This window comes from Pseudomonas sp. PDM26, from assembly GCF_019219185.1.
Classification (GTDB): Bacteria; Pseudomonadota; Gammaproteobacteria; order Pseudomonadales; family Pseudomonadaceae; genus Aquipseudomonas.
In genome coordinates, this window is record NZ_JAHUWC010000004.1 from 208,570 (window position 1) to 227,625 (window position 19,056).

The window sequence follows — 19,056 nt, forward strand, 5'->3', positions numbered from 1 at the left end:
TTAAAAGTCGGAATGTGCAGGGCGAAACAGCAAAGATCAAAAGATCGTCTGAACGCGGCCCGAACCTTCGGCAGCTCCTACATTGAGGTGTGATGCCCTGTAGGAGCTGCCGAAGGCTGCGATCTTTTTGGTATCAGCGGCGAGTCAACGGCTGCTGAGCGAACTTCACACCCGCCAGGCCGTGAGCAATCAACGCGCGGATATTGCCATGGTCGCTGCCTTCCGGCGTCGCCAGCACCGAGCGGTAATGCTCACCGAACGCCAGCAGGGCTTCTGCATCACTCAAGCCTTCGAGCAGCGCCAGACCCAGGGTCTTGCACGAGCCTTCGTTCTGCCCGGCCGCGTTTTCCACGCCACCATTGTTGAAAGCCTGAGGCTGGTAGTCGTAACCGGCAGCAATGAACGCAAGAGTCTCGGCGAAGGCGTGTTCGCCGCTGTTGAGGCTGGCGCGCAGGGTGTTCAAATCACTCATTGGGTTTTCCTTTGGCGAACGCCGCCTGTTGTTCGGCGTTGGCTTCTTGCTGAAATTGGGCTTTCCACTCGGCGTACGGCATGCCGTAAACCACTTCGCGGGCTTCGTCGAGGCTGACTTCGATCTGGCGTTCGTCAGCCGCAGCCTTGTACCACTTGGACAGGCAGTTGCGGCAGAAGCCCGAGAGGTTCATCAGGTCGATGTTCTGCACATCCTTGCGGCTGTCCAGATGGGCCACCAGCCGGCGAAAGGCGGCGGCTTCGAGTTCCAGGCGTTGTTGATCGGTCATGGCGGTCTCTGCGAGACAGCTTCAAACGGCACGATTGAAGCTGCAAGTTGGATGGCGGTGGCTGCAAGTTTACAGCTTGGCGCTTGTAGCTTGAAGCTAGCGGCTCGCTGCCAGCGTAATCGACACCGACTCGGCGAATCGCAGCGCGTGGGGCTTGTCGACCTCGACCTCGGCGTAGAGCACCGATGCGTTGGCCATCACCAGGTCGAGAATTTCCTGGGTCAGGCGTTCGAGCAGCGCAAAGCGGTTGCCTTCCACATGGGCGATGATCGCCTTGGTGATCGTGCGGTAGTTCAACGCGTGATCGATGTCGTTGTCCCGTACCGCTTCCTGGGCTGCGTACAGAATGGTGAGGTTGATCAGCACATCCTGCTTGTTGAGGATTTCATCCTCGTTGATGCCGATGTAGGTACGCAGGCACAGGTCTTTGACCCGGATGCGTGCCATGCCTGGCTGAAGTTGTGGCATTGCTACTTGCTCCGTCCAATCAATTGCAGGAACTCCTGGCGGGTGTTGCTCGACTCGCGGAAGGCGCCGAGCATCACCGAGGTGTTCATGGTCGAATTCTGTTTCTCGACGCCGCGCATCATCATGCACATGTGCTGCGCTTCGATGACCACTGCGACACCGGCCGCGCCGGTCACCTGTTGCACCGCGTCGGCGATTTGCCGGGTGAGGTTTTCCTGGATCTGCAGGCGCCGGGCGAACATGTCCACCAGTCGCGCAATCTTCGACAGGCCCAACACCTTGCCGGTCGGAATATAAGCCACATGCGCCTTGCCGATGAAGGGCAGCATGTGGTGTTCGCAAAGCGAGTACAGCTCGATGTTGTCGACGATGACCATTTCATCGTTGTCGGAGGCGAACAGCGCGCCGTTGACGATCTCTTCGACACTTTGCTCGTAACCATGGCAGAGGTACTGCATGGCTTTGGCCGCGCGCATCGGCGTATCGAGCAAGCCTTCGCGGTCGGGGTTTTCACCGAGACCGATGAGGATCTCTCGATAATTCTGGGGCAGGGATAACGTCATGGAAAATCCTCGCGGGACACTTATTTGATGTGCCGTCCGCCGTTGACGGTCAGGGTGGTGCCGGTGACATAAGGGTTGTCGAGCAGATAGCGCAGGCTCTGGTAGATCACTTCGCAGCCGGGTTCGATGCCCAGCGCGGACTTGGCCAGCACCTTGGTGCGGTAGGCCGCGTCGTCTTCAGGGTTGAACAGTAGCAGGGCCGGGGCGATTCCGTTGACCTTGATGGCCGGCGCGTACCTGGCGGCGAAGGACAGGGTCAGGCTGTCGAGCCCGGCTTTGCTGGCGCAATAGCCGATGTGCTTGCTGCTGCCCTTGCGGGTCACGTCATCGCTGATGTGCACGATGTCGGCGGGGCTTGAGCGTTGCAGCAGGTCGGCGCAATGCAGGTTGATCAGGTAAGGCGCCAGCATGTGCACACTGAACATGCGGGTGAATGCCGCGGCGTCGGTGTTCGGCGTTTCGGCCAGCCATTCGGAGGCGTTGTGGACAATCGCCCGCAAACAGTCGGTGTGGGTTTTCAGTTCACTGATGAAGGCGAGGATCCCGGCCTCGCTGGCGAAGTCTGCGAACACCGCGGTGGCCCCCAGGTCGCGCAGGGCTTGTACGCCGGGACGCTCGCTACGGTAGCTGAAAATCACGCGCTGGCCATCTTCCAGCAGTCGCCGGGCGCAATGCAGGCCGACACGCTGGCCGGCGCCGGTAATGAGGATGGGAGCTGCGGAAGAAGTCATGAACGGCTCGCGTCGCGGTGAGAACAAAACTATACCAGCGAGGAGTCGCGAGATGTCTCGGAAAAGATCGCAGCCTTCGCCAGCTCCTACGGGCCGCCATCTGTTACCGATTTGCAGGCGCTGGCGAAGCCCGCGATCTTTTAGCGGTTTTGCGGTACTGAGGTCGTGGGCAATGGACGTGCCGGCGCGCTGTTGAGCCAGCCTGCCAGCAAACGCGTCGACAACGGAATGAACAGGTAAACCATCAGCGGCGTCAGGCACAGGGTGCTGACGAGCACGCGGGGCAGCAGCGCCATCTCACTCAGCAGCGACCCCAGCGCAAAGTTGAACAGCAGGGAAACCGGAAAGAACGCCAACCAGATTGCCACGGCCTGTTTCCAGCGCGGCGGGCGTTGACCGACGGCACCGAACCAGCCCTCGATGCCGCTGACCCGATGTTCCGTCGGGTGGGCGAACAACTCGCTGCCGCGTCCGAGCCAGGCGCTGCGCGAAGCACAATGCTCCCAGGCATGCAGGGTCTGCTCGTCGGCGAAGCGGAAGATAATCTGGAATTCGTCATCACCGGGCGGCGGTGCGAGTACGCCGGAGCCAAGGTAGCCAGGAAAGTCGGTGGCCAGTTGTTCGCCTTCGCGCAGCCAGGCGATCAGGTCTTGATAACGTCCATTGGCAACGCGGCGCGCAACCATCAGCGTGACGGGAGGGGTAGACATTGTGCATCTCCGTAAGACATTTGCGTCGCTCCGGATAGGAACTTCGCCAGGCGCAGCGCCGGGGTAGTGGGCTGCAGCTTGAAACAAGCAAGGATTATTCCTCATTCTGCCGGTTTCACCTTTGATCGGTTTTTTTCGATTGTGAACTTGAATCGTTGTGGGGTAGCGGAGTAAAAATGGGATCCCATCTGCACATGGACATACAATCCTAGATGCCTGTCCTTACTGACGTAGTTTCAGGTGTACCGCGGGCTGTCTCCCTTGAGCAGGAACAGCTCTATCCGATTCGCGAGGTGGCGCGCCTGACAGGCGTCAATCCGGTCACGCTTCGAGCCTGGGAGCGACGTTATGGCCTGATTGTTCCAATGCGCGCCGAAAGTGGGCATCGCCTGTATTCGCTGACCGATATCGAGCGGGTCCGCAATGTCCTCGGCTGGGTCGAGCGCGGTGTAGTCGTCAGCAAGATCGGCAGGATCCTCGCCAAAACCCAGCCGCTCCAGGCGTTGTCGCACATTATCCCCAACAACCTCGTGGAAGCCGATTATGCACAGTGGCAGCAGCAGGTTCTTGCTGCGGTCAACGGGTTTGACGACATTCGGCTGGAGCAGGTCTACGGGCAAATCTTTTCCAGTTACGTCCTGCCGGTGGTGTTTCAGGACATTCTGATCCCTGTCTGGAAGCAATTGTTGCAACGACAGGACCAGTTCGGCGGTACCAGCGAGTGGCTATTCCTGGATGGTTTTTTGCGTTCCCGGGTGGTGCAGCGTCTATTGTTGCTGCGAGACAAACAGCCACGTCGGGTGGTCATCTGTGCCTTGGTTGGCCATTGTCGCGAGCTGGAACTGTTGGTCGCCGCCCTGTTCCTGAGTGCCGGGCCAGTGGCCGTTCGTGTGCTGAACATTGGTCAGCCGTTCGATGAGCTGGCGCTGACGTGTGAAAGGCTCAAGCCCTTGGCGCTGGTGCTGTTTTCCAATCATGTGCCGGCTCCCGAGTTGCCGCGGCGCTTGAATCGCCTGGCCATGAGTCTGGAGTGCCGATTGTTGTTGGCCGGTGATGCTTGCGATCTGGTACAGGAGAGCCTGGCCGGGTCATCGATCGGATGCCTGGGCAATGAGGGGGAGGTCATGAGCCAGCGTCTGAAGCAGTTCCTGGCGGGTAGCCTGGATACTTGAGGTTCAGAGATGCAGCGCGGGATGAGTCAACCGATGCTGTTGCAGGATGAACTGGCGCAGGCGCTCGGTTTCGTCCGTATCGCTCTGGCTCAGTTGATAGGCATAGAAGCCCTGTTCGTTTTCTTTCTCGAAAGTGCCACGCAAGGCAATCCGCTCATAACCTGACGGGCTGAACCACAAGGCGAAATGCTTCGGCGGCTTGGTCTTGTTGCGAACCTCCAGCAAAACCCCTTTGCACGATACTTCGTGCACCCACAGGGTGCCGGTTTGACCCTTGGCGTTTTCCAGTGCTACCGGTTCGTCCAGTACCAGGCGCCAAGGCCGGACCATCGGTCCGTCTTCATAGATGCTCGGCACGCCGAGGCGCAGGTGCAGCGCATGGAACTCGTCTTCCACCAGGTGCAGGGGGAAGGTCATTTGCTGGTTTTCGAAGCAGGCTTGAATGGTGACCTGCTCATGGGCCGCCAGGCGGGTGAGCAGGTCACGAATTTGCGATCCCCCGTTGACGAGCAGGCTCGACGTCGCGTCCCGCACATTGAGTTGCGGGTTGTGTTGCATGCTCTGGATGAAATCCAGCTCATCCTGGGTCAGGAGTGCGTCGCGTTGCATGGTCAGCCCGAAAGATATAATTACAAAGCCAGCGGTGATTCTAGTTACTGACCATTAATTCTGGATTTGGTTTTTGCCGTTCGTCGCCTTGAGCGCCGTCAGTTCGGCCTGGAGTTCAGCCAACTGCGCTTCAAGCTGTGTCACGCGCTGTAGTGTCTTGACCTGCGCGGTGACATCTTTCTGCACGCCGACAAAGTAGGTTTGCCTGTCCGCTGGATTTTTCACCGCTCGTCGTTGGAAGTGTTGATCGCCATTTGCAGCAGTTGTGCATTAATCATCGGAGTATCCTTTCCTGATTGATTGTCGATTGCATTCTAAAAGAACAATCACGACCGTGCTGTTAATATCCGGGTCTTTGACTCGGATTCAGGATCAGATTGATGAAAGTCGCCATCATTTCCGGCTCGGTGTACGGCACGGCCGAAGAAGTTGCCCGCCACGCCGCCAGCCTGTTGAAAGCCGCCGGTTTCGAAACCTTTCACAACCCGCGTGCGACCCTCGCCGAAATCCAGGCGTATGGCCCCGAAGCCTTTCTGGTGGTGACGTCGACCACCGGCATGGGCGAGCTGCCGGACAACCTGCAACCGCTGTATTCGACCATTCGCGACCAATTGCCAGCGGCCTGGCGCGGTTTGCCAGGCGCGGTGATCGGATTGGGTGATGCGAGTTATGGCGATACCTTTTGTGGCGGCGGCGAGCAGATGCGCGAATTGTTCGGTGAACTGGGCATTCGCGAAGTACTGCCGATGCTACGCCTGGATGCCAGCGAAAGTGTGACCCCCGAAACAGACGCCGAGCCTTGGCTGTCGGACCTGATCAACGCACTGCGCACCTGATCGTTGCCCCGGCACCCATGCCAGTCAGGGTTCTGACAGTACGGTAAAAAACCGCCTGTCAGACCATCGCTGGCGCCGGTCGTTTGACATGGATCCAGGGTGGCCGGGGGACTGACTCGCAGGGTCACCAAGCTGGCTGCGAATGCAAGTACACGAACCTCAAGGGGTGACTAGACTCGGTAAACATAGGAAACACTCCATCATAAAAAAACCGAGGTTCCTTGCCGTGACTGTCGATCCTGTCCAATCGCCTCACAGTGTCAAACACCAGGTCAGTGCTGCCGAGTGGCAGACCCGCGTCGACCTGGCGGCTTGTTATCGCCTGGTCGCTCAACACGGCTGGGATGACCTGATCTTCACCCATATCTCCGCCAAGGTGCCCGGCACCGAAGACTTCCTGATCAATCCGTTCGGGTTGATGTTTCATGAAATGACCGCGTCGAACCTGGTCAAGGTGGATCAGGCCGGCAACAAGCTGATGGACAGTCCTTACGAGATCAATCCGGCGGGTTACACCATCCACAGCGCCGTGCATGAAGTTCGTCACGATGTCGTCTGCGTGCTCCACACCCACACGGCTTCAGGGGTGGCGGTGTCGGCACAGAAGCAGGGCGTTTTGCCGATCAGCCAACAGTCGTTGTTCGTGCTTTCCAGCCTGGCCTACCACGCCTACGAAGGCGTGGCGCTTAACCATGATGAGAAAGTGCGGCTGCAGGCCGACCTCGGTGAAAACAATTTCCTGATGCTGCATAACCACGGTCTGCTGACCTGCGGCAGCACCATCGCCGATACGTTCCTGATGATGTTTACCTTCCAGCGTGCCTGCGACATTCAGGTCATGGCGCAGAACGGTGCCGCTGAGCTGATCGCCATCGAACCGCAGATTCTGGCCGGCGCCAAAGCCATGCTCGCGGGTGTCACCCGAAGTGCTCAAGGCATGGGCGGAGCGCTGGCCTGGCCGGCGCTGCTGCGCAAACTCGATAAACTGGACCCGGGTTATAAACTCTGATGGAACTCGCCGAGATCCCTCTGTGTGTCTGGCGCAAACGCAGCCAGACGTTCGTATTCCATGGCCAGAGCATCCGTTACTGGACAGCAGGGCAGGGTGAGCCGCTGTTGCTCATTCACGGCTTCCCGTCCGCCAGTTGGGACTGGCATTACTTGTGGCAGCCTTTGAGTCAGCGGTTTCGCGTGATCGCTTGCGACATGCTGGGCTTCGGCGATTCAGCCAAACCTGCGAATCACGAATACAGCCTGCTGGAGCAAGCGGATCTGCAACAGGCACTGCTTGAACACCTGAATGTCGAACAGCCGGTGCACCTGTTTGCCCACGATTACGGCGACAGCGTGGCCCAGGAACTGCTGGCCCGGCATTACGAGTCGCGGGTGGAGCTGGCCAGTTGCGTGTTTCTCAATGGCGGTTTGTTTGCGGAAACCCATCGCCCGGTATTGATGCAAAAACTCTTGCTCAGCCCTTTGGGCTGGATGATTGGCCGCGCCTTCAGCCGTGATGGTCTGGTGAGAAGCTTCCGGCAGATTTTCGGTCCGCAAACCCGCCCCAGTGAAAGCCAGATGGATGACTTCTGGAGCCTGGTCGAAAGCCATCGCGGACCACGGATCATGCATAAATTGATCGCCTACATCCCGGAGCGACGCGTCTGGCGCAACCGCTGGGTGAGCGCGATGCAACGCGGTGAAGTGCCGCTGCGGGTGATCGATGGCGGGGTCGATCCGGTTTCCGGCGCGCACATGGTCGAGCGTTACCGGGAGCTGATCCCGGAGGCGGACACGGTGGTGTTGCCCGACATTGGCCACTACCCACAGATCGAGGCGCCCTGCGAGGTGCTCAAGCACTACCTGGTGTTTCGCGATCAACTGCTCTTGGCGCCGCGCAAGGTGGCGTGTTCCTGATTCGCAGCGTTGAACCTGTTCTGCTTCTGTGGCGAGGGAGCTTGCTCCCGTTGGACTGCGTAGCAGTCCCGTGCTCTGTAGGGAAAAAGAAGGCCCGCTTCGCGGCCCAACGGGAGCAAGCTCCCTCGCCACAAGGATCGCGTCATCCTGTCCGACGCGATCATCATCCCCCAGCCTTATCGCGCACTATTCAGCCTCCCCCGTGTTCATTGTGACCTCCCGCGCCGTGCCTGAAACTCGGACGCATTGTCCCTTGGCCTGCTGGAGTTCCCCATGAATGAGTCTGTGCGCTTCGAAGATAAAGTCGTGATCATCACCGGATCCGGTGGCGGCCTGGGACGGGCGCATGCACTGCTGTTCGCCAAACAGGGCGCCAGGGTGCTGGTCAACGATCTTGGCGGCTCGGCCCAGGGTGAGGGCGCCAACGCCTCGGCCGCCGACCGCGTGGTGGCGGACATTCGCGAGGCGGGTGGCATCGCCCAGGCCAACCACGACTCGGTCACTGACGGTGACAAACTGGTCCAGCACGCCCTGGACGTCTTCGGTCGAGTCGACGTAGTGGTCAACAACGCCGGGATCCTGCGTGACAAGACCTTCCACAAAATGGATGACGCCGACTGGGACCTGGTTTACCGCGTCCACGTCGAAGGTGCCTACAAAGTCACCCGCGCCGCCTGGCCGCACATGCGCGAGCAAAACTACGGCCGGGTGATTTTCACCGCGTCGACCTCAGGCATCTATGGCAACTTCGGCCAGTCCAACTACGGCATGGCCAAGCTTGGTCTCTATGGCCTGACCCGCACCCTGGCCATCGAAGGCCGCAAGAACAACATCCTGGTCAACGCCATCGCCCCCACCGGCGGCACACGCATGACCGAAGGCCTGATCCCGCCGCAAGTCTTCGAACAGCTCAAGCCGGAACTGGTCAGCCCGCTGGTGGTGTACCTGGCCAGCGAGAACTGCCAGGAAACCTCCGGTCTGTTCGAAGTTGGCGGCGGCTGGATGGGCAAGGTCCGCTGGGAGCGCAGCCTCGGTGCCGGGTTCGATCCACGGACGGGTTTCTCCCCGGAAGACGTGGCGGCGCACTGGCAGCAGATTTGCGACTTCGAAGGCGCGGCGCATCCGAAGGACAACATCGAGGCGTTGAAGGAAATGATGGGGAATTTGAAGAAGTATTCTTTGTAAAGAAAGTTTAAAAGAGGAGAAAGCTTAGGTGCTTGCTCCTCTTTTATTTGCCTGTTTTAGGCTTTAAAGCCAGCTTTTCCGTTATCTGAGCGCCACTGTTTTATTGCATTTATCACACCTGCCGGGCTGTCCTCAATACCCTCTCTAGGGTCATACAAGATTCCTGTGCCATCGGGGTGCTCTGAAGTGGCAACAATGTTTTCAACAATTGCATCGTGTTCTTCTTCAGAAGCGTAGTTGCCCTCGAACAAGCGCTCGATTAAAGCCATGTATTCGGCTTCTGTGTATTCCTCTAATTTGCTTTTAAGAATCATTTTTTACTCCTTTTGTCTTTGCGTGAGTTTGGATGTGCGATTTAGGCGTCATGATTTGAAGATTGTCCATGTCGTAGATTTCGCCACCTTCCCCGATTGGGATGATATGGTGTATTTCATACTTGACTCTCCTACCCACTTGATCTTGAGGGAAGGTAGTTGGAGCGAGGCCCTGCTTCATGTCCATTTGCCTTAGTTTTGTAAACTGGCCGTTCAGTAGTTCATCGTTACTCACAGCCTTCCAAAATTCACTGCGGAAATTTTTAAATGTCGAAAACCTCCGTCCTCGGAGCTTATCCGCAATCTGCGCGGGAATCGGTGCACCTTCGGGCATTGAGGCAGTCCCCATCCAATTTTCAGATACTAACTTTCCAGCACCACTAGATAAACCGGGTTCGCTCCGCCGATCCCTGAACATCACAAATTGTGGCGGAATACCCGACTCAGTCGGAAATATGTAAATAGATCCGCCAAAACTGTATAGATCCAGCTCCGGGTTTGTATCTATCCTTCCTTCGAGGGCGGTGGCGGTTGCGCCGGTGTAGGGGGCAGCGACCGGTTGTGTCACAGGAAGAGCCGTTGACGCATTGCCCGGGCTGATAATTGGCGTCCATATCATGCCGGGGGACTGGGCGTCCGGGCTCTCGCTCCTGTAAAGGTTTAGAACTGGATCGTAGATGGCGAGACGCACCGGTACTTTGCGAGGCACGGTGGTGCCGTTTGTGGCAGCGACGAAAAACTCTGTGGTGTTATCCACAGTTCGGGAGCCGATCGCGACCGGCAGTTCGATTTCCCTGTTGGCCTGGGCGATGTCACGTAGTTGCTCGGCGTCGTACGTTGTGAGATCCGAGAGCGGCACGCTCAAGGCGTACGGTTCTTTGTTATCCCGTAGCGCGTAGTAAACCAGTGCTGCAACGCCAACAACTATCACAACGCCTGAAGCTGTTCCGACGACCGCTGCCAAAGCCGTGATTGCAGCGGCGGCGGCCGAACGCACAGCAGTCCTGATCGCGAGGGTGGTTGCCGCATCGACCGCTAACGTTCCCGCTGCTGCAGTGAACACCGGACCGCTTGCCGCCGCCGCGCCCGATACGGGAAACGGGCGAATGCCTTGTGCGGTGTTCAGCGACTCTATTGCATTGCGGCGGGCTTCTTCCTCGGCTAGCCGTTGATTTTCCAGGCGCAGCTCCTCGACTTGACGCTGTACTTCGGCCTCTGCTTCCCGACGAGCCTGTTCCGCCGCGATGTACCGTGCGGCGGCCTCAGCGGCAATCCGGGCTTGCTCGGCGGCTACTCGTTCGGCTTCTGCCAATGCGGCTAACCGGGCCTGCTCTTGCGCAAGGGCGAGTGCTTCAGATTCCGCCCTGATTCGTGCCTGTTCAGCAGCGATTCGTTGGGCTTCTGCCGCTGCGGCTGCTTGCTCATGATCATTGGCCTGTACGGTGGTCAACCACTTATATACTTCAACTTGTTGCTGGTTGAGCATCTGGATTGATAGCGTTAGCAAATTCGCTTCGTGGGCAGCTCTGTACGACGCGGCCCAAGCCTGCATCGCAATTCCTTTCGGGCTAACCTTACTATCGATGCTCTGTGCTTTTCGGTAGTAATCATGAAAGTCTTTATTGAGTGGGGTATCTCCAAAGAACTGGTGGGAAAGTAGCGTTTTTTGATGAGCTTCAGCGGTTTTCCTGGCAATTAGTGTGTTGCGTATTCCTAATTCTCGAATTATTGCCTGCGCAGGAGGAAGGGGGTGAGTGGGGCCTTCTAACCGCGTTGCGGCCAGGTCGTGCTCTATGGATTGAGCTATTTGTTCTGTGCGCGTTTGAAACTCCCGATCAGTTGTCATGCTGTGAGATTTATATTCCAGTGAGTTAGCTACTACGTTATGGGGAATGCCAAACATTCCACTGTGAGGGAGGGTTGTGGATGTTCTGTGAATTATGGGTCTGTTGGGAGGCGCTATTGCTGTGGTATGGATAGCTTCAGTTAATACCAATGGTGGAGGCTTCTGCATATTCATGTCCTTTTTGAATGTGCTTGATGAATCGCTGAGCATTAAATGCGCGAGAGCGGCGGGTAGTTATGCCCGTGTCACCCGCGAATTCTTGATGCGTTTTAATTTACAGCAGACTTGCGGTTAAATGGCCTGAGAATATTGTGAGTAATTACGTAAAGAATTGAGGAAAGTTCCGAGGGTAAGAATTATTTCTCTTTAAAAAATGGAAATTTCTTACGTGGTTACAGGAGGCGTTTTGTACGAGCGGTTTGCCAAATTCTGTAAGAAGCCCAATTAAAATGGTGAAATGGGTAGAGCTATTCGCTTCTCCAGTGTCGGCAAGGTCACGCTCAGTGACCTTGCCGGTTTTTCAATGTCGGATCACAGTCCGGTTTTCGCAGGTGGTTGAGGGAAGTACTTGTGTACCAGCGCGGCCAGGTTTGCGGCTGTCTGCGCGTCTATCAGCCCATCGTAATTGTCCGGGCGAAAATGCATCTGGAATGCTCGCACCAACTGTTGAAAACCGCCTTCCGTTGACGCGCCTGAAACATCGTATCCATAGGTTTTAAACAGCCCAAGCAATTCGCTTCGCACTGGAACGCCGCATTTTTTGTATTGGCGCAGATACTCGCCCCGAGTGCTTTCATCGAACCAGGCGCCGACGCCTTTCAAGTACAGCGCCTGCCAGGGAAACATCGGCCCCGGGTCACTCTTGCGGCCGATCGAAACATCGGAGTGGCCCAAAACCTGCGTCGGTGTGATATCCGGGTAGCGCTTGAGGATGTTCAGCGCCAATTGTTCAATCGCAGCAATCTGCTCGGGGTGATACGGCGGGAAGGTGAATTCGCCTTTGTTGTCCGTCGCCAGGTTGACGACTTCAATGCCGATGGACGTGTCATTCAGATTGCTACGGTTACCCCACTGACTGACACCTGCGTGCCAGGCGCGACAGGTTTCATCCACCAGGCTGAAAACTTCCTGCACGGTATGGCCGGCTTTCAGGTAACTGGGGTCAGTGATATCTGGAATCAGATAGTGCGCGCTGACATACGGGCCGGTCAGGGCACTGACAGAACTTGAAAAGTTTGCGGCCGTGTAGTGAAGAACCAGAAAACGAATTCGACTGTTGAAACTTCTGATTGAACGATACTGGTTGTAGTTGATGGGTTTCATAATTGCACTCGCATTAAGTAAGTTTGAAGCCGGACGAGGATAAAAGTCGTGCGCCGACTTGCTGTTCAACTTAATGGCTCGAACGCTTTTGGTGTTTACCTATGCTTGTAGGCACTTTCTGAAAGAAATGTAGGTATTCGAAGTCTTGCCTGGATGGTCAGGGGTTACCGACTGGCGGCTGTTACTCATCAAAAAACCATCGCCCATAAAAAAGCGTGGGCACGCTCTCTTGTAGGAGCTGCGGCGCAGCGATGGTCGATAACGATAACGCGTGTGAACCGGATAAACGCGGCGTACTTGAGTCCCTCGCCAGCAAGCTGGCTCCTACAGTTTCCCGGGATTGCGTGAAGAACCATAAAAAAGGCCGCTGCAAACGCAGCGGCCAAGGTAAGACGTTGGATCAGGAGCTACAAATCAACGTCAGTGAACACGAGGTGATGAACCGAATCCTCAATTCATCTGAAATCTTTCATCACGGCGCAGGTGGGTACATGGGGCCTGCAGTGGTTTACCGTGACAGCCAGGTAAGAATAAGCCCTTGGTGCCGTAGGAAAAATACCAATTACGGACATGCACTGTTGCAACTACGGCAACAGTCAGTATTGCGCTGCTCGTCCTCTGGGTGGTGACCCTGTGCCAGTCATCCTTTAGAGGTACACCACGAATACCTCCTTGGTGCGCTTATCGACCCCGGTGCCCGGCAGTAGGGTGAGGCCTTCTGTCACTCACCGGGGAAGACGCATGACAAAAACAACAATGCGCGCCATCTTCACACCACAGGCGCTGGCGGCTGCGGTTGCATTGGGTTGCTGTGCCCAGGCACAGGCCATTTCGTTCAACATTGGGGAAATCGAGGGGACGTTCGATTCCTCGCTGTCGGTCGGCGCGAGTTGGGGCGTGCGTGATGCGGATAACGCCCTGGTGGGCATTGTCAACGGCGGTTCCGGCCAGGCTTCGACCGGTGACGACGGGCGATTGAATTTCAAGAAGGGCGAAACCTTCTCGAAGATCTTCAAGGGCATTCACGACCTCGAGCTGAAGTACGGCGACACCGGTGCGTTTGTGCGTGGCAAGTACTGGTACGACTTTGAACTGAAGGATGAAAGCCGGCCGTTCAAGGACATCAGCGATCACAATCGCAAAGAGGGCGCCAAGTCTTCAGGCGGACAAATCCTCGACGCTTTCGTCTATCACAACTACTCCCTCGCCGATTTGCCGGGCACTGTGCGCGCCGGCAAGCAGGTGGTCAGTTGGGGCGAAAGTACTTTCATCGGCAACTCGATCAACAGCATCAACCCGGTCGACGTGTCCGCGTTCCGTCGACCGGGGGCCGAGATCAAGGAAGGCCTGATTCCGGTCAACATGCTGTTTGCCTCCCAGGGGCTGACGGACAAATTGACGGTCGAAGGCTTCTATCAACTGGAGTGGGACCAGACGGTTGTCGATAACTGCGGCACTTTCTTTGGCGTCGATGTAGTGGCGGACGGCTGCAACAAGGGCTACACCGTCGCCAGCCCGGCCATTGCACCGCTGCAGCCGATTGCCGCTGCCTTTGGCCAGGGCTTCGAAGTCAGCAAGGAGGGGGTGATCGTTCCCCGTGGTGGCGACCGCGATGCCCGGGACTCAGGGCAGTGGGGGACGGCATTGCGCTGGCTGGGGGACGACACCGAATACGGCCTGTATTTCATGAACTACCACAGCCGCAGCCCGAACGTCGGGACTACCACCGCCGGGCCCGGTACGCTGGCAAGCCTTCCGGGGATCATTGCCGCCGCCAATCGCATCGCCCCCGGCAGTGGTTCGGGCCTGGCCCAAAGTGTGATGCTCGGCCGCGGCCAGTATTACCTCGAATATCCGGAGGACATCCGCCTCTACGGTGCGAGCTTCGCTACCACGTTATCCACCGGCACCGCGTGGAGCGGGGAAATCAGCTACCGCCCCAACCTCCCGGTGCAGGTCAACACCAATGACCTGACCCTGGCCATGCTCAATCCGATTGCAGGTGGTGCGGCATCGCCCATCGCCACTTCACCGGGGGCCGACAACAAAGGCTACCGTCGCAAGGAGGTGACGCAAATCCAGAGCACCCTGACGCATTTCATCGATCAGGTCGCAGGTGCGGATCGCCTGACCCTGGTGGGCGAGGCGGCGGTGGTTCGGGTCGGTGGGCTGGAGCCTCGCACCAAACTGCGCTACGGCCGCGACTCGGTGTTCGGTCAGTATGGTTTCGGCGGTGATACCAATGGCTTCGTGACCTCGACGTCGTGGGGTTATCGCGCCCGGGCCATCCTCGACTACAACAACCTCATCGCCGGGATCAATTTCAGACCCAACCTCTCGTGGTCCCACGACGTCTCCGGCTTTGGCCCCAACGGTCTGTTCAACGAAGGCGCCAAGGCCATCAGCCTCGGTGTTGACGCGGACTATCGCAACACCTACACCGCGAGCCTGAGTTACACCGACTTTTTCGGCGGGGACTACAACGTCCTCACTGACCGTGACTTCGTGGCGTTGAGCTTTGGTGTGAACTTCTGATCTGGCTGAAAAGGATGAATTCAATGCGCAAGATGATTCTGCAATTGGGCGCCGTTCTGACCCTGAGTCTGCTGGCTGCCAACGTGATGGCTGCGGTGTCGCCGCAAGAAGCCGGCAAACTCGGCACCAGCCTTACACCGCTCGGTGCCGAGAAGGCCGGTAATGCCGATGGCTCGATTCCGGCCTGGACCGGCGGCATCCCGAAAAACGCTGGCGCGGTGGACAGCAAAGGTTTCCTGGCTGACCCGTTCGCCAACGAAAAGCCGTTGTTCGTGATCACCGCGGCGACCGTCGACAAGTACAAGGACAAGCTCTCCGACGGCCAGATCGCAATGTTCAAGCGCTATCCCGACACCTATAAAATTCCGGTCTATCCCAGCCACCGTACCGTGGCATTACCGGCTGAAATCTATGAGTCGGCCAAACGCAGCGCTCTGAACGTAACACCGATCAACGACGGTAACGGTCTGGCAAATTTCACCGGCAATCGCTACTACGCGTTCCCGATTCCGAAGAATGGTGTGGAGGTGATCTGGAACCACGTCACTCGTTACCACGGCGGCAATCTGCGGCGCACCGTCACCCAGGCGACACCGCAGTCCAATGGCGATTTCACCGTGATCCGCTTCAAGGACGAGGTCGCCGTGCCTTCGTTGCTCGGCGATCTGAAACCGGGCGCCGATGAAAACGTCCTCAACTACTTCAAGCAGGAAGTGACCGCCCCGGCCCGGCTGGCGGGTAACGTGTTGCTGGTTCACGAGACCCTCGACCAGGTCCGGGAACCGCGCAAGGCCTGGATCTACAATGCTGGCCAGCGGCGGGTACGGCGTGCGCCGCAGGTGGCCTATGACGGCGTCGGCACCTCGTCCGATGGCCTGCGCACCACCGACAATTTCGACATGTTTTCCGGCGCACCGGATCGCTACGACTGGAAACTGGTCGGCAAGAAGGAGATGTACATCCCCTACAACAGCTACAAGCTCGACTCGCCAGATCTCAAGTACACCGATGTGATCAAGGCCGGGCACATCAATCAGGACCTGACCCGCTATGAGCTGCACCGGGTCTGGGAAGTCGTCGCCACGGTCAAGCCGAACGAGCGGCATGTGTACGCCAAGCGCCACATGTACATCGACGAAGACAGCTGGCAAGTAGCGCTGGCCGACCACTACGATGGGCGTGGCCAGCTCTGGCGCGTCGCCGAAGGGCATGCCCAGTTCTATTACGATCACCAGGTGCCGGCCTACACCGTCGAAGCGCTGTATGACCTGATCGCCGGTCGCTATATCGCCCTGGGAATGAAGAACGAAGAGAAGCGCAGCTTCGAATTCAACATCGATGCAAAAGCGGGGGACTACACGCCAGCGGCCTTGCGTAGTACAGGGGTCCGGTAAGTTTCCTACAGGCTTCTGCACAAAAAGGTGACTTCATGGTCACCTTTTTATAGGGGGGGATCAGTGTGTTGAATACTTCTTCAATAAGCGCTCGGGAGGGGGCTAGGGTGGCGCCAGAATTATAAAAAAAGGCGCATCACTATGACTGCAATGACGCACTGTCTGGACCGCCCCGGTTTCCTGCCCCGACTGTCGTCCCATCATCTGTCCCGCGAGCGGTTGATCGAGCCAATGCTGGTCTCGACTGCGCGGGTGAAGTTGCTTTGCGCACCGGCCGGTAGTGGCAAGAGCGCGTTGCTCAGCGAATGCCTGCTGCGTGCACCGGAGCACTATCGGGTCTGTTGGCTGCCGTTGGCAGGGGCTTCGTTGAGCGCGGCCGATTTTCTGTTGCGCCTGACGCAAGCGTTGGGGTTGCCCTCGGCGGATGAGCCAGGGCTGCTGGCGCATCTGGCGCGATTGCAGACGCCCACCTGGCTGTTTCTCGACGATTTCTGCCGCGCACCCAACCCGGAGCTCGACCGGATGCTCGATCGCCTGCTGGCCGTCGCCAGCCCGGCGCTGACCTGGTGGTTGAGCTCCCGTCGACGACCACCCTGCAACTGGCCGCGGCTGCTGCTGGATGATGAGTTGTACGAGTGCGAAGGCCGGACGCTGGCATTTACCGAGGCCGAAGTCGGGCAGTTGCTCGGTCATGTCGAGCCGACCCTCGCGGCACAAACCGCCAAAAGGGTAGTTGAGCGCAGCGGTGGCTGGTGCGCTGGCGTGCGGATCGCGTTACTCAATGGTTGTCCGTGGTCGGGTGAGCAGGGGCGCTCGGCGACATTGCTCGATTATCTGCAACACGAGTTGTTCAACACCTTGCCGTCGGAGTTGGTTGAGGTCTGGCAGGTGTTGGTTCATCTGCCACGCTTCAACGCCAGCCTGTGCGAGCATCTTTTCGGTACCGGTGAGGGCGCGCGGTGGTTGCACGCGTTGCAGGAAATGGGTTGCTTCATTGAACCCTGGGAAGACTCTGTCGAGTGGTTGCGGATCTTCGAGCCATTGGCCCGGGCGATGTGTGAAGAGCCGACCCCGGCCGGGCGATCCTGGCATCGCCGCGCGTGCCAATGGTTCAGCACCGAAGAAGACTGGCAAGGTGCGTTCGAGCAGGCTCTGTTGGCGCAGGAGTTCGAAGTTGCGGTCAGCCTGCTGCAGCACTTCAGCCTCGAACATTTGTTCCGGCGCGAAAATGCCTGTCTGTTGTTGAGTCTGCACGAGCGTCAACAGGCCGAGCTGACCCTCGTTACACCGCAACTGGTGGGACTGGTTAGCGCGGCATTGTTGTTTGCCGGGCGCTTCGATCATGCCGCCGCGTGCATCGAACAATTGGCACGATTTGCCCCACAGCCTACGCAGGCGCTGCAACGGCAACTGCTGGCACGCTGGCAGGCACAACAGGGCTGGTTGCTGCATTTGCAAGGTCGCATGGAGGCGGCCCGCGCGCACTTTCTCGACGCGCTGGCCGAGTTGAGCGTCGATGCCTGGCCGGTGCGATTGTTGTGCCTGTCGGGTTTGACCCAGCAGGCCTTGCTCAACGCCGAACTCGATGCGGCGCAGACGTTCAATCGTGAGGCGCTGTGTCTGGCGCGCGCCCAAGGCTCGCTATTGTTCGAAGGGCTGCTTGAACTCGATCACGCGCAGTTGCTGGAGATGCGCGGAGCGCCCCGACGCGCCGAGAGCTTGTTGGCTGAAGTTTTTGCCCTGTTGTCCCGACAGGCTGATCGACCGACGCCGCTATTGGGGCGAATTGCCCTGCGACGAGGGCGGTTGGCCCTCTGTCAGGGACAAGATGAGTTGGCCGCCGGTTTCTTCCAGTCCGGCCTGGAGGACTGCCTGAAAAGCCAGGACAAACACGCGCTGTATGGCTTTCTCGGGCAAGCGCAGATGGCCGCCAATCAGCGCGATTACGCCCTTGCGTTTGATCGTTTGCGCGAAGCCGAACGCGTGATGCAGCAGCGGCAGATTCCCGATACGGTGTATCGAGGGGTGCTGCTGCAAGTCAGCAGCCATTTCTGGTTGCAGCAAGGGCGACCGGAGTTGGCCTGTGAAGCGCTGACCCGTGTCTTGCGTCACTATCGCGGGCCTCGCGCACGTCAGGCGCCACCGGCCACGCTTCAGCTGATTGCCCGTATCGAGTACCAATTGGTGTTGGCGCAGATGCATTTGCAACAGACGCAAAAGCCGCTGGATCGGCTGCAGGCGTTGCTCGATCACGCGCAACGGCATGCCATGCTGGCGCTGGAAACGGAATTGCATTTGGTGATCAGCGAAGTGGCGGACCTGGCCGCTGAGCCCAGGCTGGCCAAGGCGGCTTTGGAGGCGGGCCTGGCGCTGGTGGAGCGTTGTAATGGGCAACAGGCGTTGCGTGAACTGGGGCTGCGCCAGCCGAACTTGCTCAGCCGTTTGCGTGGGGAAGAGTCGGTGACGGCCATGCTCGCCGATGTCAGCCCGCTGAGTACCCGGGAGATTGAGGTGCTGGGTCTCATTGCCCAAGGCAGTTCCAATCAGCAAATTGCCGAGCGACTGTTCATCTCCTTGCATACGGTGAAAACCCACGCACGGAGAATCCACAGCAAATTGGGGGTTGAGCGTCGGACGCAAGCCGTGGCGATGGGCAAGAAGCTGGGGCTGATCCTGCCCGTGTGATCAGCGCCGTTGC

The 19,056-nt window shown here is 58.3% G+C and carries 18 protein-coding genes and 1 pseudogene; 8 read left to right on the forward strand and 11 right to left on the reverse strand.

The genetic code is table 11. The features are described 5' to 3' along the window. Positions 1-133: 133 nt before the first annotated feature. The 6 genes from KW849_RS10410 to KW849_RS10435 form a co-directional block, all read right to left on the reverse strand. Positions 134-472 carry a HopJ type III effector protein gene (locus KW849_RS10410; protein ID WP_218429328.1) on the reverse strand — a complete coding sequence of 113 codons (339 nt, stop codon included), beginning with the start codon at positions 470-472 and terminating at the stop codon, positions 134-136. After that, a complete protein-coding gene (locus KW849_RS10415; RefSeq protein WP_218429330.1) occupies positions 465-761 on the reverse strand; it encodes a DUF1244 domain-containing protein in 297 nt (98 codons plus the stop codon). Before KW849_RS10415 ends, KW849_RS10410 begins: the two co-directional genes overlap by 8 nt. Before the next feature lie 96 nt (positions 762-857). After that, positions 858-1,229 carry a dihydroneopterin triphosphate 2'-epimerase gene (gene folX, locus KW849_RS10420; protein ID WP_108218231.1) on the reverse strand — a complete coding sequence of 124 codons (372 nt, stop codon included), beginning with the start codon at positions 1,227-1,229 and terminating at the stop codon, positions 858-860. A gap of 2 nt (positions 1,230-1,231) precedes the next feature. Next, positions 1,232-1,792: a GTP cyclohydrolase I FolE gene (gene folE / locus KW849_RS10425; RefSeq protein ID WP_085714576.1), complete on the reverse strand. Its 561-nt coding sequence runs from the start codon at positions 1,790-1,792 to the stop codon at positions 1,232-1,234. A 20-nt stretch (positions 1,793-1,812) separates the two neighbouring features. Further along, a complete protein-coding gene (gene folM / locus KW849_RS10430) occupies positions 1,813-2,523 on the reverse strand; it encodes a dihydromonapterin reductase (RefSeq protein ID WP_218429332.1) in 711 nt (236 codons plus the stop codon). A 140-nt stretch (positions 2,524-2,663) separates the two neighbouring features. Beyond that, on the reverse strand, positions 2,664-3,233 hold the full coding sequence (locus KW849_RS10435; RefSeq protein WP_218429334.1) for an antibiotic biosynthesis monooxygenase: 570 nt from the start codon (positions 3,231-3,233) through the stop codon (positions 2,664-2,666). Between the two features lie 212 nt (positions 3,234-3,445). Between KW849_RS10435 and KW849_RS10440 the strand changes: the two genes are divergently transcribed. Next, positions 3,446-4,405, forward strand: a complete 960-nt coding sequence (locus tag KW849_RS10440; RefSeq protein ID WP_218429336.1) for a MerR family transcriptional regulator — start codon at positions 3,446-3,448, stop codon at positions 4,403-4,405. Positions 4,406-4,408: 3 nt separating this feature from the next. Here KW849_RS10440 and KW849_RS10445 read toward each other — a convergent pair whose 3' ends face one another. Then, complete coding sequence (locus tag KW849_RS10445; protein WP_218429338.1) at positions 4,409-5,014, reverse strand: hypothetical protein; 606 nt, start codon at positions 5,012-5,014, stop codon at positions 4,409-4,411. A gap of 54 nt (positions 5,015-5,068) precedes the next feature. Further along, a pseudogene (locus KW849_RS10450) lies at positions 5,069-5,239 on the reverse strand (hypothetical protein); the annotation flags it as partial. Positions 5,240-5,394: 155 nt separating this feature from the next. Here KW849_RS10450 and KW849_RS10455 point away from each other — a divergent pair. From KW849_RS10455 to KW849_RS10470, 4 genes are all read left to right on the forward strand, one after another. Then, on the forward strand, positions 5,395-5,850 hold the full coding sequence (locus tag KW849_RS10455) for a flavodoxin (RefSeq protein WP_115948088.1): 456 nt from the start codon (positions 5,395-5,397) through the stop codon (positions 5,848-5,850). A gap of 226 nt (positions 5,851-6,076) precedes the next feature. Next, complete coding sequence (locus KW849_RS10460; RefSeq protein ID WP_218429340.1) at positions 6,077-6,859, forward strand: class II aldolase/adducin family protein; 783 nt, start codon at positions 6,077-6,079, stop codon at positions 6,857-6,859. Beyond that, complete coding sequence (locus KW849_RS10465) at positions 6,859-7,761, forward strand: alpha/beta fold hydrolase (protein ID WP_218429342.1); 903 nt, start codon at positions 6,859-6,861, stop codon at positions 7,759-7,761. The genes KW849_RS10460 and KW849_RS10465 overlap by 1 nt, the downstream gene beginning before the upstream one ends. 273 nt (positions 7,762-8,034) lie before the next feature. After that, the gene (locus tag KW849_RS10470; RefSeq protein ID WP_218429344.1) at positions 8,035-8,946 is read left to right on the forward strand and encodes an SDR family oxidoreductase; all 912 of its coding nucleotides are present in this window, start codon (positions 8,035-8,037) and stop codon (positions 8,944-8,946) included. A 56-nt stretch (positions 8,947-9,002) separates the two neighbouring features. On the opposite strand, the gene KW849_RS10475 is transcribed toward KW849_RS10470, so the two are convergent. From KW849_RS10475 to KW849_RS10485, 3 genes are all read right to left on the reverse strand, one after another. Further along, positions 9,003-9,260, reverse strand: a complete 258-nt coding sequence (locus tag KW849_RS10475) for a bacteriocin immunity protein (protein WP_218429346.1) — start codon at positions 9,258-9,260, stop codon at positions 9,003-9,005. Continuing rightward, a complete protein-coding gene (locus KW849_RS10480) occupies positions 9,250-11,316 on the reverse strand; it encodes an S-type pyocin domain-containing protein (protein WP_256357166.1) in 2,067 nt (688 codons plus the stop codon). The genes KW849_RS10475 and KW849_RS10480 overlap by 11 nt, the downstream gene beginning before the upstream one ends. Before the next feature lie 321 nt (positions 11,317-11,637). Continuing rightward, positions 11,638-12,429, reverse strand: coding sequence for an N-acetylmuramoyl-L-alanine amidase (locus KW849_RS10485; protein WP_218429348.1), 792 nt, complete (start codon positions 12,427-12,429; stop codon positions 11,638-11,640). 741 nt (positions 12,430-13,170) lie between these two features. Here KW849_RS10485 and KW849_RS10490 point away from each other — a divergent pair. The 3 genes from KW849_RS10490 (at position 13,171) to KW849_RS10500 (ending at position 19,043) form a co-directional block, all read left to right on the forward strand. After that, positions 13,171-14,964: a DUF1302 domain-containing protein gene (locus KW849_RS10490; protein WP_218429349.1), complete on the forward strand. Its 1,794-nt coding sequence runs from the start codon at positions 13,171-13,173 to the stop codon at positions 14,962-14,964. A gap of 23 nt (positions 14,965-14,987) precedes the next feature. Next, entirely contained in the window at positions 14,988-16,358 is a 1,371-nt protein-coding gene (locus KW849_RS10495; RefSeq protein WP_218429351.1) for a DUF1329 domain-containing protein, read from the forward strand. Between the two features lie 141 nt (positions 16,359-16,499). Further along, a complete protein-coding gene (locus KW849_RS10500) occupies positions 16,500-19,043 on the forward strand; it encodes a LuxR C-terminal-related transcriptional regulator (protein WP_218429352.1) in 2,544 nt (847 codons plus the stop codon). Positions 19,044-19,056 lie beyond the last annotated feature (13 nt).

Bases quoted from the DNA above. Each gene is read 5' to 3' on its own strand.
- KW849_RS10410 (WP_218429328.1), bottom strand. From the start codon at position 472: ATGAGTGATTTGAACACCCTGCGCGCCAGCCTCAACAGCGGCGAACAC.
- KW849_RS10415 (WP_218429330.1), bottom strand. From the start codon at position 761: ATGACCGATCAACAACGCCTGGAACTCGAAGCCGCCGCCTTTCGCCGG.
- folX (WP_108218231.1), bottom strand. From the start codon at position 1,229: ATGCCACAACTTCAGCCAGGCATGGCACGCATCCGGGTCAAAGACCTG.
- folE (WP_085714576.1), bottom strand. From the start codon at position 1,792: ATGACGTTATCCCTGCCCCAGAATTATCGAGAGATCCTCATCGGTCTC.
- folM (WP_218429332.1), bottom strand. From the start codon at position 2,523: ATGACTTCTTCCGCAGCTCCCATCCTCATTACCGGCGCCGGCCAGCGT.
- KW849_RS10435 (WP_218429334.1), bottom strand. From the start codon at position 3,233: ATGTCTACCCCTCCCGTCACGCTGATGGTTGCGCGCCGCGTTGCCAAT.
- KW849_RS10440 (WP_218429336.1), top strand. From the start codon at position 3,446: ATGCCTGTCCTTACTGACGTAGTTTCAGGTGTACCGCGGGCTGTCTCC.
- KW849_RS10445 (WP_218429338.1), bottom strand. From the start codon at position 5,014: ATGCAACGCGACGCACTCCTGACCCAGGATGAGCTGGATTTCATCCAG.
- KW849_RS10455 (WP_115948088.1), top strand. From the start codon at position 5,395: ATGAAAGTCGCCATCATTTCCGGCTCGGTGTACGGCACGGCCGAAGAA.
- KW849_RS10465 (WP_218429342.1), top strand. From the start codon at position 6,859: ATGGAACTCGCCGAGATCCCTCTGTGTGTCTGGCGCAAACGCAGCCAG.
- KW849_RS10470 (WP_218429344.1), top strand. From the start codon at position 8,035: ATGAATGAGTCTGTGCGCTTCGAAGATAAAGTCGTGATCATCACCGGA.
- KW849_RS10475 (WP_218429346.1), bottom strand. From the start codon at position 9,260: ATGATTCTTAAAAGCAAATTAGAGGAATACACAGAAGCCGAATACATG.
- KW849_RS10480 (WP_256357166.1), bottom strand. From the start codon at position 11,316: ATGCTCAGCGATTCATCAAGCACATTCAAAAAGGACATGAATATGCAG.
- KW849_RS10485 (WP_218429348.1), bottom strand. From the start codon at position 12,429: ATGAAACCCATCAACTACAACCAGTATCGTTCAATCAGAAGTTTCAAC.
- KW849_RS10490 (WP_218429349.1), top strand. From the start codon at position 13,171: ATGACAAAAACAACAATGCGCGCCATCTTCACACCACAGGCGCTGGCG.
- KW849_RS10495 (WP_218429351.1), top strand. From the start codon at position 14,988: ATGCGCAAGATGATTCTGCAATTGGGCGCCGTTCTGACCCTGAGTCTG.
- KW849_RS10500 (WP_218429352.1), top strand. From the start codon at position 16,500: ATGACTGCAATGACGCACTGTCTGGACCGCCCCGGTTTCCTGCCCCGA.